Raw genomic sequence first — 12,622 nt, 5'->3', positions numbered from 1 at the left:
TCCGCGCACAAACCGTGTAGCGCGGCCCACGGGCGTCCCTAGCGAAGACAGATTCCCAACCAAGGCTCTGGCAGTGGTCTTGCGTCAGTGCCCGCCTCTTGGAAATCACATGCAGTTGGTCGATGGCATATGCAAACCGGCGGCCACTCAAATAAGAAACGATCGCGGCCCTGCCCCACGACATATATAACGTTCCGTGCCGTCTTTTGTATACGTACTGCTCATAGTCACTTTTTCTTCAAAGAAAACCGTCGGACTAGATTAGGCTTCCATGTGTGAACAAAACGAATTTCAGCCGCTGGGCAGGTGTCCTGATCGCCGCGGTGGTCGTTGTTGCCGCATCCCTATTGATGTTTGCCGTGGCCACCAAGATGCACGTCGACGCGGGAACCACCTCACGTGGCACGTTTTTGGGATTGTGGAGTATCCTCTACGATACCCAGGCCCCCGACCGATCCATCATGTACACGGCCATCGCGCTGGCACTTTTGCTGGCAGCCGGCATCGCCATTGTCGAGCGGCGAATCGCCACTCGCTATCGTCGCTCCGGCAACGTCATGGCAACTCCGCTGGCTCCCAAGCTGATCATGAACAAGACCCGGGGCGTATTTGCGGGCCCCATCACGATCACCATCCTGCTTCCGGCGCATAACGAAGAAGCATCACTTCCGGGCACACTTGACTCGCTCTTTTCACAGTCCCACCCGCCCGAGCGAGTGATCGTGGTGGCGGACAACTGCACCGACAGCACAGAGCGCATCGCCGCGGAACGCGGTGTTGAAGTCATACCAAGCGTGGGCAACGCCGATAAGAAGGCCGGTGCCCTGAACCAGGTGCTGTCGAGAATTCTTCCCTTCCAGGGCGACAACGACCTTGTCATGATCATGGATGCGGATACCCAGCTTGATGATGGCTTCTTAGAAGCGGCCGCTTCACGCTTCGCCAACGACCGGGCGCTGATGGCCGTTGGTGGTCTGTTCCATGGGGAACCTGGGCACGGGTTGATCGGGCAGTTCCAACGCAATGAGTACATCAGGTATTCGCGCGAGTTGAAGCGCCGTCGCGGCAGAGTATTCGTCCTGACGGGTACCGCCTCGTTGTTTAGGCCGGTTGCCCTGCGCGAAGTAGCTGCTAACAGAGGAAAGGCGCTGCCGGGCATCCCCGGAGACGTCTATGACACCGCGGCCCTGACCGAAGACAACGAACTGACAATTGCATTGAAATCGCTCGGTGCCTTGACAGTCTCCCCTTCAGAATGCACAGTCGTCACGGAACTGATGCCGACCTGGCGCACGCTGTGGAACCAACGCCTGCGTTGGCAGCGAGGTGCGCTGGAAAACCTCGGTGCTTATGGCATGACGCCTCAAACCCTGCGCTATTGGGCGCAGCAGCTGGGTATCGGTTATGGGGTCATTGCTCTGTTCTCGTACTTGGCGCTGTTGCTCGTCATGGCCCTGGCTTTGGACAGCTGGATATGGTTCCCGTTCTGGCTCGGACTCGGGGCGGTGTTCACCATTGAACGTATAGTCACCGTGTGGAAAGGTGGGTGGCGTGCCCGGTTGCTGGCAGCGTTGCTGATCCCAGAACTTTGCTTCGACATGTACCTGAATCTGGTATATGTCAAGGGCATCATCGACAGTGCCACGGGCCGCCGGGCGGCATGGACGCATCTGCAGCACGAAGCAAACGCCGAAGCGAAAGTGGACGGATCATAAAATGGCACTACCCGCCGGGTTAGTTCTTCCCGAATCCCTGCTACACAGCCAATGGTTTGCCGTATGGGCAACCTTTGTGGCCATCAACACCCTAATGTATGCGGCACTGTCCGTCGCTAAGATCCTGCCGAAGATCTACCCTTCCGACTGGGTCCATGGCCGGAACCGGCGCACAGAAACACGGAGCATACATCCAGACACGGATAGCTAGATCTGGCCTGCTGGGCATCTTGTGGCATAGGATTTGGCGGCGTGGCAAAGTCCGATGAAGACTGGACTGGGTTTGATGGCTTCCGGGTCCAACGCCGCGCCTTGCCGGGTCGGGGATAAGACCGGGCGGTGCGGGCGCCGCGTCCTAGCCACTCCATGGTGGATACGATAATTACACCGCTATCATGGCTTGTTTCTGCGCAGAGTGGAGTCTCCAGCAGCAGGTCGAGAGCCTAGCCTGCCGTTTTCATGAAGCGGGCCGTCATTAAGTGACTTAATGACGAAAAGGTGCCCTGATCTGGAAAAATGGAGTTACCACACAACATTTATCAACAGAGCAGGAAGCACCTTTTCGATGCTTAATGATACCCACGTTTTCCCGTCCCTTCCTGCAGCTTTGACCAGCCAGTCACTGATTTCCCACGCCGGCCTGAACGTCCTGACCTCCTTTGTGGATGCGACCGGTTTTGCCGCCTTGTGCGAAGACCGCTTCTCCCAGTTCGTTCCCGACCAAGCCACCCACCGGCCCGGACGAATCCTCGGATCCCTCGCACTCATGCTCGCCGGCGGCGGCGAACACGTCTCGGACCTCGACGTCCTACGCAACAGCCCAGGACTCTTCGGAGCCGTGCCCTCGAATGCGACAGTGTCCAGATTCGTCGCTCGGGCCACCGAACAACCCGAGGCCTTCGCCCACGGGTTCACCACCCTGAGCCGGCGACTGCGTTCCCGGATCTGGGAGGCTGCAGGAAAACGGAACCCCGCCGCCTTGGCCACGCAGCTGGACCCCCTGACGGTGGACATTGATGCCACTCTCGTCACGGCACACAGCGAGAAGCAAGGAAGTGCCGGGACCTACAAGGGCGGATATGGATTTTCCCCCATGATCGCGAGCATCGATTACGGTAAAGACAACGGCACCGGGGAAATCTTGGCGGCCATGCTGAGGCCCGGCAATAAGGGCGCCAATTCGGCATCTGATCACATCAAAGTCCTCGAAGACGCACTGGCCCAGCTACCCGACTCCATGCACGACGAGCAGGGGAACCTTGATACCGCGCGAATCTTGGTCCGCACCGACAGTGCCGGAGCCTCCCGCGAATTCCTGCACCACCTGCATTCCTTAGGGCTGCAGTTCTCCACCTCGTTCGCGCTCCCGGTACCCAACGAGCGATTCATTCACTGGATTAACAACAAGGAGCACTGGGAGCTGGCCCTGGACCAATCTGGAAGCGAGCGACATGATGCGTGGGTCATCGACGCCACGAAGGTCATCGAGCTGAAGAAATATCCCGAAGGCACTCGCTTGTATTTGCGGGCAGAACCCCTGCATCCCGGCGCGAAAGCATCACTCTTTGATCTTGACGGGCACCGGGTGACAGCATTCCTCACCAACGCTCCGCGTTACAACGTGGCGTTCCTTGATGCTCGGCACCGCGCTCGGGCCCGGTGCGAAAACCGCATCAAGACGCTGAAGAATGCCGGGCTCGGGAAACTGCCGTTCACGGCATTCGCAGCGAACCAGCTGTGGTCCGACCTGGCCGTCCTCGCCGTAAATCTGGTCTCGTGGATGCAGATAACGCTACTGCCTGCGGGCCATGCTGCCGGGGTTTGGGATATGAAGCGCTGGCACTATCGCCTATTTTCGATGGCCGGGAAGCTCATCAGCAGCGCCCGAAAGCGAAGATTGTTGATCCCCAAAGCCGCACCCGAATCACAGCTCTTCACCACGCTGATCGAAGGATCCAGGCAGCTGCAGCACCGATGGCAAAACGTACAGCTCACGGCGTAACACCCACGCCACGAATAAGCCCCTTCGAAACGAAAGAACCATACCGGGAGATGGAACCCGGCACCCAAGCCAGTGATATGGCCCTATTGGTATGCCCGAAAACGGCTCAGGCCGCCGATCCCGCGAAAATCACGAAATCAACGGCCTGCCAGTAACCGATGAAAAATCGAGGCTAAGTCCATCTGCGCACCCTGGCCCCGGGCTCAATGACAGAGACGTTGGACTTTAATATATCCGGGCATCGGCGTCTCCTAAATGCCGATCCGTGAAGGACATTCCGGGAACACACGGAACTTCCCCGCACTTCCGGTTCCCCCGTAGATCCAACTGTTAGAGTTGTTGCTCAGGTCACTTTCACACTCACTGGGGAAATAATGAAACGACGCATTTTCGCGCCCATCTTGGCGCTCACGATGTCCGCCGGCCTTGTGCTGGCCGGCACCGCGCCCGCCACCGCGGCACCGGTCGCACCGGTTGCCTCTGTGCAGGTCATGGCAGCTAAGCCCGCGCCGAACAAGGTCACGATCAGCAAGATCAAGACCGCCAAGGTCAACAAAAAGATGAAGAAGGCCACGGTCAAGCCGTCTGTAAAGTCGTCCGGCCAGGTCAAGCTCACCTCTTCTAAGATCACCGTGAAGCAGGGGAAGAAGACCGTTGCCAAGAACGTGTCCTCTGCCAAGCTCAAGGCAGGCAAGTACTCGATCACCACCACAGCCAAGTACAAGACCTGGAAGAACAAGACGACCACCAAGGACGTCAAGAAGAAAACTCTCGTGTCGAACGGCAGCAAACTCGTCAAGATGAACTGCAAAGTCGCTGATATCGAACCTCAGTACTTTGAGGGGTTCCTCATTGATTTGCTGTTCTTGGAGTGCACTGGCGATTTTGACGGGGTCTACAAGGCACGGGCCGGCTATGTCTTGGACATCGACGACAACTGGCCGATCGCTGGTGACATGATCTGGGGTGAGTCGTTCCCGGAGGAGCCGAATATCCGTTCCGTCTACGGCTTGCGCTTCACCACGAATGTGTACCCGCTGGAACGCGATTTGTACAAGACGACGGTGACCAAGCAGAAGACGACCACGAAGGTGTGGTCGAAGGAGCAGACCAAGACGTTGAAGCAGACGTTGACTGTGAAGAAGTAGTAGCGGTTCTTTTTGGAGGGTGCCGGCCGGGGAAACCTGGCCGGCACCCTTTCTCGTCGTCGGAGCCATGTTTGGAACGTCTTGGCTGAGGCGATGCGCGTGAGACTCACTTGAACCAAGCGCCGATAACCGCACTTCTGTCGTTCAGAAATGATCCTCTTGCAGAATCCGCGGGATAGGTCTCGGTGAAGTGGCATCCCTGTCGTTGGCGCCATCGGCAAAGACGGGCAGGGCCGGAAAATCAAGCGGCCCTGCTCGTCTTTACCCCGGGATGTCGGGAGACATCATCCGACCATGATGTCCATGCCCGGTCCCGTGCCCGTGCCGGTGATGAAGAACAGCGTCAGCACCAGCACCCACAGGACCCAGAATACGACGGTGAATGGCAGCATGCGGGCGATGATGGAACCGATGCCGGCTTCTGGCTCGTATTTGCGCAAGAAGCCCAGGATAATCACCAAGTACGGGTTCAAGGGAGTCAGTGCCTGGGTGGCGGAATCTCCCACGCGGAAGGCGGCTTGGACGAATCCGGCCTCGTAACCGATCAGGGCAAACATCGGGATGAACACCGCGGCAATCAGCGTCCACAGGGAGGATCCCGAGGATATCAACAGGTTCAGAATCGATACCACCACGATGAACGCGATGATGGCCCCGTAGCCGGTGAAGTTCACGTCCTTGAGCATTTGCGCGCCCGACACGGCAACCCAGGACGCCAGCCCCGACCACGTGAACAGGGCGAGGAACTGGGCCAAGATGAAGGCCACCACGATGAAGGACACCGCGTCCTTCACTGCCTGTCCCATCATTTCCACGACCGACTGGATGTTGGTGATCAAGCGCAGACGTGCGCCGAAGACAATGGCCGGCGCCAGCACGACGCAGAACACTATGAAGATGACCGAGCTTAACAGGGGGGACTTGGGCAGAAACCCGCCGGTCTCGTTGCGCAACGGCGCACCGGCCGGAAGGGCCAGAGCCAGGATCAGCCCGACGACCACCAACAAGGCGATTCCTGCCCAACGCAGGGCCGACTTCTCCGCGGCGGTGACGTCCGTGCTGGCTTCTTCGGCTGCCGTGGCGTTGACCCCGACACCGGTGCGGTTCAGCCGCGGCTCGAGCAGTTTGTCGATGACTAGGCCGCCGGCCACCGTGAGGACACCGGCGAGCACGATGTTCAGCAAAAGGTTGGACACCGCAGTGACCGGCAGCACCAGCCCGGCGACCGGGACTGCGGCGGCGTTGGAAATGCCGGCCAGCAAGGCGTCGGTCGACGTGACGAACGGGGTGCAGCTGAAGGCGGCAATGCCCACGGCATAGGACCCAAGCAGGCCCGCGACCGGGTTGCGGCCTGCGGCTCGGAACACCAGGGCGGCAATCGGCGGGATGACCAGAATCGAGGCGTCGGACATGATGTGCGCGCACAACGCCACCAGTGCCATGACGTAGGGCAATGCCCAGGCAGGGGCGCGGCCCAGGGTGGACTTTACCAGCACCAGCAGCAGGCCAGTGCGTTCGGCAACACCTACGGCCAACAACAAGGTGACCACTACCCCAAGGGGCGGGAACCCGATGAAGTTCTGCACTGCGGTGGTCATCAGCCAAGTGATGCCCTCGCCGGTGAACAGGCCCTTGATCGCGGTGGGTCCTTCGGCACCGGGAAGCGTGGTGTTGACATTGAACCAGGACACCACCGTGGAAATGAGTCCCACGGCCAGGAAGAGGTACAGGAAGAGGGCGAAGGGCTCGGGCAGCCTGTTGCCCACGCGCTCAATGCGGTCAAGGGCGGCCGCTCCGAACTTCTTCTTCTCGCCGGAAGTCCGGGGCGCCGGCTTCTTGCCCATCAATGTGCTCATGCGCCTACTCCTGCGGGGACCGAGGTACGAAGGTCCTTAACCATCCGGCCCTTGGCAAAGACGATATCAATGTTCTTCGCATCGGCCAGCGCGTGGATGGAGCCCAGCGGATCAACGCCTGTCAGCACGATGTCTGCGTCCTTGCCGGGCTCGATGGATCCGACGCGGTCCTCCAATTGCAGCAGCTTTGCGGCGTTCAAGGTTCCGGCCACGAGCGCATCCATGGGGGACATGCCGAAATCGACCAAGTGTCCAAGCTCCGTCAGATTGATGCCGTGCTCGCAGACCCCGGCATCGGTCCCCAGCGCGACTTTGACCCCGGCGGAGATGGCCTTCGAGACGCAGCCGTAGAGCTTTTCCTGCAGGCGCAGCTTCTTTTCCACCGCATACGGGGCGGCCTTGGCCGGGTCCGGGGGGATGGTTCCTGTGCTCAGGGTGGGAACGAGGAAGCTGCCCTTTGCAAGCATCAATTCGATGGCCTTGTCATCGATTTCGTAGCCGTGCTCGATGCTGCGCACCCCCGCGACCAGGGCGTTGGAAATGGAACGCGCCGACTGGGCATGGGCGGCCACCGGTATGCCGTGGCTGCCCGCTTCCTCGACGATGGTTCGCATCTCGGCAATGTTCAGGCCGTCGTGCCAAGGGGTGTCGCGCGGGGACCAGACGCCGCCGCCCGCCATGACCTTGATGACCTTACCGCCCAGGCGCATGACCTCGCGGGTGTTGCGCAGCGCCTCGTCGACACCGTCGGTCAGGAAACCGATGTCCCCGTTGGGGGACAATGCCTCGCCCTGGTTGAATCCGCAGCAGGTGCGGAAGTCGCCGTGGCCGCCGGTGGGTCCCAGGGCGCGGTAGGCAAAGATGATTTCGGGGCCCTCGATGAGGCCGCGTTCAATGGCAACCTCGGTGGCCATATCGATGCCGCCCAGGTCGCGCACGGTGGTGACGCCGGCATCGAGCGTGGCGCGCAGCAGCGGGATGGAGGCGTAGTAGCCAAAACGCGGGGGCAGGTGCAACAGGTCTGTGCCGCTGAGCTGGCCGGTGGGCATGGCCAAGTGGACGTGTGAATCGATGAAGCCAGGGAGCAGGAATTGTCCGCGTCCGTCAATGCGGACCGCGTCGGTGTCCAGGATGGGTGTCTCGGCGTCCGGTCCAACCCACTGGATCTTGCGTCCCCGCAAGACGACGGTGTGCATCTGTGCCGGGGCGGCACCCGTGCCATCGATCAAGGTTGCATGTTCGATCACCGTTTGTCGCTGCTGTGGCATCTTTCCTCCATGTGTTCTAGGTCATACATCGAACTAAACGTTAAGATAATGAGACATTTTTCTTTCAAAACGCACGAAAATGGTTCTAGGAGCAAAACTTTGCAAGAAACTGACGGCATGTCCGAAAACGACATGGAACTCGTCAATGCGCTGCAACTGGCGCCGCGCGTGAGCTGGAGCGAGCTGTCCGTGATCCTGGGCCAACATGCCACCACGCTGGCCCGACGCTGGGAACGCATCACCAATGCAGGCATGGCGCGCATTTCGATTGCACCGGGGCCGGGCATGGCGGCCCTGATGGAATTGGCATTCATCGAACTGACTTGCCGCAACAGCCAAGTCACCCAGGTGGCCGAAGACTTGTTTCAGGACCACAGGACCATGACGATCCAGTTCATTGCGGGATCCGCGCATCTTCTGGTGACGGTCGCAGCCCCCGGGCAGAGCCTCGCCGACTTCCTGCTCACCACCATTGGCTCCCTAGACGGAGTGTTGCATTACTCGGTGCGAACCGTGACAGGCCAGCTAGTGGAAGCCAGCAACTGGCATTTCCGTGCCTTGCCGCCGGCCACCATGCGCAAATTGCGCCGGCTGGCGACCCACCCGGAATCCCACGGCGGAGAGACCCATGTCGCGATGGATGGGATAGACCAGGAAATCGTGCGCTCCTTGAGCATCAACGGGCGCATGGGCCTCAGGGAAATCGCCCAGCGTGCCGGGATCACCCCACCCGCGGCGGCGCGGCGCGTCAACCGTCTCATTGGCGGCAACTACATCACGGTGCGTTGCGACATTGTGCGCCAGGGGCTTGGACAGAATGTCAGCGCCGTGTTCTGGGGGTCGATGTCACCCGATGACATCCTGCTCGTGGGCCCCAACCTAGCGGCGGAACTGCCCGAAATCCGCATCATGACGGCGGTCACCGGCGCCAACAACATCCATATGGTGGTGTGGCTGAACAACCCCTGGGATTCGCTCGCCGTCGAACGCAAGATCCTGCACGCGATTCCCGGACTGACGATCGATGACCGGCGCATTGTCTTGCGTACCTTCAAATACAACGGGGCGCGCATTACCGAATCCGGACGATTTGGCGACGTGCTACCCGTGGGATTCTGAGGTTTTTGGCACGGCACGGCTTGAACCGCCGGGAGCCTAGCTGCGTGAGTCAGTAGTCATTTGACGAACTTACGCGTGTCGCCGGAAATCCAGACCGAAGATGACTTGCCTGGATCCACTACCAGAAAGGGTCGATAGAACGGGTCCTGGGCTCCGGTAAGACCCCTGTACCGGGTTGTGGTGGGGTCCTGCGCGCAGCGCGGGACCCCACCACCCTTCCCGATACTCCGCCGATCCGACTCGGTGGCTGTGCAGGCACTCCCCGACGCCTACGAACTCGCCGTAGCACTGGACTGGGCGGAACCGGACAAGTCGTAACTCTGGTCGTCGCGCCATTAGTTGACGTGCTGATTTTTGGTTGTAGTGGCTCGTCATCGCTTAGGTATTCAGGATCGTCGCCGTGCAGGTAAGGGCCGATTATCACCGTGGACTTGGCGTTAGCCTCGATTTTTCATCGGTTACTGGCAGGCCGTTGATTTCGTGATTTTCGCGGGATCGGCGGCCTGAGCCGTTTTCGGGCATACCAATAGGGCCATATCACTGGCTTGGGTGCCGGGTTCCATCTCCCGGTATGGTTCTTTCGTTTCGAAGGGGCTTATTCGTGGCGTGGGTGTTACGCCGTGAGCTGTACGTTTTGCCATCGGTGCTGCAGCTGCCTGGATCCTTCGATCAGCGTGGTGAAGAGCTGTGATTCGGGTGCGGCTTTGGGGATCAACAATCTTCGCTTTCGGGCGCTGCTGATGAGCTTCCCGGCCATCGAAAATAGGCGATAGTGCCAGCGCTTCATATCCCAAACCCCGGCAGCATGGCCCGCAGGCAGTAGCGTTATCTGCATCCACGAGACCAGATTTACGGCGAGGACGGCCAGGTCGGACCACAGCTGGTTCGCTGCGAATGCCGTGAACGGCAGTTTCCCGAGCCCGGCATTCTTCAGCGTCTTGATGCGGTTTTCGCACCGGGCCCGAGCGCGGTGCCGAGCATCAAGGAACGCCACGTTGTAACGCGGAGCGTTGGTGAGGAATGCTGTCACCCGGTGCCCGTCAAGATCAAAGAGTGATGCTTTCGCGCCGGGATGCAGGGGTTCTGCCCGCAAATACAAGCGAGTGCCTTCGGGATATTTCTTCAGCTCGATGACCTTCGTGGCGTCGATGACCCACGCATCATGTCGCTCGCTTCCAGATTGGTCCAGGGCCAGCTCCCAGTGCTCCTTGTTGTTAATCCAGTGAATGAATCGCTCGTTGGGTACCGGGAGCGCGAACGAGGTGGAGAACTGCAGCCCTAAGGAATGCAGGTGGTGCAGGAATTCGCGGGAGGCTCCGGCACTGTCGGTGCGGACCAAGATTCGCGCGGTATCAAGGTTCCCCTGCTCGTCGTGCATGGAGTCGGGTAGCTGGGCCAGTGCGTCTTCGAGGACTTTGATGTGATCAGATGCCGAATTGGCGCCCTTATTGCCGGGCCTCAGCATGGCCGCCAAGATTTCCCCGGTGCCGTTGTCTTTACCGTAATCGATGCTCGCGATCATGGGGGAAAATCCATATCCGCCCTTGTAGGTCCCGGCACTTCCTTGCTTCTCGCTGTGTGCCGTGACGAGAGTGGCATCAATGTCCACCGTCAGGGGGTCCAGCTGCGTGGCCAAGGCGGCGGGGTTCCGTTTTCCTGCAGCCTCCCCGATCCGGGAACGCAGTCGCCGGCTCAGGGTGGTGAACCCGTGGGCGAAGGCCTCGGGTTGTTCGGTGGCCCGAGCGACGAATCTGGACACTGTCGCATTCGAGGGCACGGCTCCGAAGAGTCCTGGGCTGTTGCGTAGGACGTCGAGGTCCGAGACGTGTTCGCCGCCGCCGGCGAGCATGAGTGCGAGGGATCCGAGGATTCGTCCGGGCCGGTGGGTGGCTTGGTCGGGAACGAACTGGGAGAAGCGGTCTTCGCACAAGGCGGCAAAACCGGTCGCATCCACAAAGGAGGTCAGGACGTTCAGGCCGGCGTGGGAAATCAGTGACTGGCTGGTCAAAGCTGCAGGAAGGGACGGGAAAACGTGGGTATCATTAAGCATCGAAAAGGTGCTTCCTGCTCTGTTGATAAATGTTGTGTGGTAACTCCATTTTTCCAGATCAGGGCACCTTTTCGTCATTAAGTCACTTAATGACGGCCCGCTTCATGAAAACGGCAGGCTAGAGTTCAGGAAGCCGATCGAGATGATCGGAAGCCTCCTGTTGCAATGACCGCCAGAATCCGCCGTTCGGCTTGCGGGACTGTCCGGCGCCTTGGAGACGAATCAAACGGGCTCGCCGAATGTTGTGACTGAATTCGATGTTTTGGTCCGACTGTGGTGAGACAACTGCAGCAAGTTCGTCGCACCGCAGTCGGGCGATTCCACTGGCTTCCGCGCTTTTCATGGTCCAAGTTGAATGAGACGGGACAACAGATGAGGAAATCGAACTACACCCAGATCTTTCTGTCCTATCGCCCGTAGATGAAGACCCGAGGGCAGAGGTGCAGAGCCATGGATACGAAAGATTCATCGGACGACTCGGGAACCCGATCGAAGAAGTTGTCCTAGACCATGACAACAAGCTCGAATACCTGCTAACGATGATGCAGGACCAGCAGAAAACGCTGGCAGCACTAGTCAAACATCTTGAACAACCGATCAGCTCCCCTGATTTTCAGGATCCTTCCCCGTGGAATCAGAAGGATGGGACCGAAAGACAGCGGCGCAAGATCTTGGGCCCGCTCAACGATTGGATTAGTTGGTACAACGACACCTACCCCGGGGTCGCGTAACACATGATCCCTCTGTGCTGGTTCCATCACCGTGTCGTCGTTCAGGAGTTGGTCACCGACCGGAGAACCAGACAGTCCTACATTCCAAGCAAGGCTGACAATTTCCCAGTGAGGGAGTATCGAAATTCATCCAGAAACAAAACAGACAATCTCGATGGGGTTCCTAAGCGCCGGGCCGCATTCACGGACCGCTTGCTCGCTTATGCCATTTGTCGTGTGGGCAACACCGTTTCGTTCGCAAGTGGTCGATCGGCTCCCGGGTCTTCCCATTTCGGGCGCAGAGACATCGCTCTACTCGGGTGAACGGTGAGTAGCTCAACCCAATGCGTGGTGTAGCGCGAAGCCGCCGGGTTTTTCGACGATGCCGCGGCCCTGCAGGTAGGTCCCGTACGCCCCATTGGCCACGATCGGTGCCCAGACCACCGGCAGCACCTTCTTGGCGGCGCGGCGGTTTGCGGCCCCGGCATTCCCAGCGGCGGTACCGAAAGGGCGCGTTCGAACCGTCCAGTCTCGATGTTGCGCACCATGTAGTCGATGCCTTCCGCCACCGGGCGGAAGTGGGGAAAGCGCTGGTGCCTTCAGGGCCCGTCCTTTCATGGATGGTTCATCGGCGGCGCATGGGACAGGGAACGGCGCAGGCGCGGTTACAGGCCCCGAACGGGGCTACCGCCACGGGCGCCCATCGTAGGCACGGGCCCGTGGCGGCAACCATTTGTTGCACAGAGCCCCGGGG

9 protein-coding genes are annotated in these 12,622 nt (G+C 59.8%); 5 read left to right on the top strand and 4 right to left on the bottom strand.

Going from position 1 to position 12,622, the window contains the following annotated elements:
* Positions 1–275: 275 nt before the first annotated feature.
* From KUF55_RS09375 to KUF55_RS09365, 3 genes are all read left to right on the top strand, one after another.
* Positions 276–1,715: a glycosyltransferase gene (locus KUF55_RS09375; protein ID WP_255556934.1), complete on the top strand. Its 1,440-nt coding sequence runs from the start codon at positions 276–278 to the stop codon at positions 1,713–1,715.
* Positions 1,716–2,280: 565 nt separating this feature from the next.
* Entirely contained in the window at positions 2,281–3,717 is a 1,437-nt protein-coding gene (locus KUF55_RS09370) for an IS1380 family transposase (RefSeq protein WP_218816460.1), read from the top strand.
* 374 nt (positions 3,718–4,091) lie between these two features.
* Positions 4,092–4,865, top strand: a complete 774-nt coding sequence (locus tag KUF55_RS09365) for a hypothetical protein (protein ID WP_218816459.1) — start codon at positions 4,092–4,094, stop codon at positions 4,863–4,865.
* A 284-nt stretch (positions 4,866–5,149) separates the two neighbouring features.
* Here the strand turns inward: KUF55_RS09365 and KUF55_RS09360 are convergent, their stop codons facing one another.
* Positions 5,150–6,721 carry an AbgT family transporter gene (locus KUF55_RS09360; RefSeq protein WP_255556933.1) on the bottom strand — a complete coding sequence of 524 codons (1,572 nt, stop codon included), beginning with the start codon at positions 6,719–6,721 and terminating at the stop codon, positions 5,150–5,152.
* The gene (locus tag KUF55_RS09355) at positions 6,718–7,989 is read right to left on the bottom strand and encodes an amidohydrolase family protein (RefSeq protein ID WP_218816458.1); all 1,272 of its coding nucleotides are present in this window, start codon (positions 7,987–7,989) and stop codon (positions 6,718–6,720) included. The genes KUF55_RS09360 and KUF55_RS09355 overlap by 4 nt, the downstream gene beginning before the upstream one ends.
* Before the next feature lie 117 nt (positions 7,990–8,106).
* Here KUF55_RS09355 and KUF55_RS09350 point away from each other — a divergent pair, with 117 nt between their 5' ends.
* A complete protein-coding gene (locus KUF55_RS09350; RefSeq protein WP_218816457.1) occupies positions 8,107–9,108 on the top strand; it encodes an Lrp/AsnC family transcriptional regulator in 1,002 nt (333 codons plus the stop codon).
* A gap of 613 nt (positions 9,109–9,721) precedes the next feature.
* Here KUF55_RS09350 and KUF55_RS09345 read toward each other — a convergent pair.
* A complete protein-coding gene (locus KUF55_RS09345) occupies positions 9,722–11,158 on the bottom strand; it encodes an IS1380 family transposase (RefSeq protein ID WP_218816456.1) in 1,437 nt (478 codons plus the stop codon).
* 440 nt (positions 11,159–11,598) lie between these two features.
* On the opposite strand from KUF55_RS09345, the gene KUF55_RS09340 reads away from it, so the two are divergent.
* Positions 11,599–11,889 (top strand): hypothetical protein, encoded by a 291-nt coding sequence (locus KUF55_RS09340; RefSeq protein WP_218816455.1) that lies wholly within the window; start codon positions 11,599–11,601, stop codon positions 11,887–11,889.
* Between the two features lie 315 nt (positions 11,890–12,204).
* Here the strand turns inward: KUF55_RS09340 and KUF55_RS09335 are convergent, their stop codons facing one another.
* The gene (locus tag KUF55_RS09335; RefSeq protein WP_218816454.1) at positions 12,205–12,486 is read right to left on the bottom strand and encodes a hypothetical protein; all 282 of its coding nucleotides are present in this window, start codon (positions 12,484–12,486) and stop codon (positions 12,205–12,207) included.
* Positions 12,487–12,622: the final 136 nt, after the last annotated feature.

It is taken from the genome of Paeniglutamicibacter sp. Y32M11 (assembly GCF_019285735.1).
GTDB lineage: Bacteria > Actinomycetota > Actinomycetes > Actinomycetales > Micrococcaceae > Paeniglutamicibacter.
The sequence above is the reverse complement of the archived record's forward strand: the minus strand, read 5'-3'. Positions and strand labels throughout refer to the sequence as shown.

Coding starts and splice junctions, on each gene's coding strand:
- KUF55_RS09350 (WP_218816457.1), top strand. CDS start 8,107: ATGTCCGAAAACGACATGGAACTCGTCAATGCGCTGCAACTGGCGCCG.
- KUF55_RS09345 (WP_218816456.1), bottom strand. CDS start 11,158: ATGCTTAATGATACCCACGTTTTCCCGTCCCTTCCTGCAGCTTTGACC.
- KUF55_RS09335 (WP_218816454.1), bottom strand. CDS start 12,486: ATGAAAGGACGGGCCCTGAAGGCACCAGCGCTTTCCCCACTTCCGCCC.
- KUF55_RS09355 (WP_218816458.1), bottom strand. CDS start 7,989: ATGCCACAGCAGCGACAAACGGTGATCGAACATGCAACCTTGATCGAT.
- KUF55_RS09370 (WP_218816460.1), top strand. CDS start 2,281: ATGCTTAATGATACCCACGTTTTCCCGTCCCTTCCTGCAGCTTTGACC.
- KUF55_RS09360 (WP_255556933.1), bottom strand. CDS start 6,721: ATGAGCACATTGATGGGCAAGAAGCCGGCGCCCCGGACTTCCGGCGAG.
- KUF55_RS09365 (WP_218816459.1), top strand. CDS start 4,092: ATGAAACGACGCATTTTCGCGCCCATCTTGGCGCTCACGATGTCCGCC.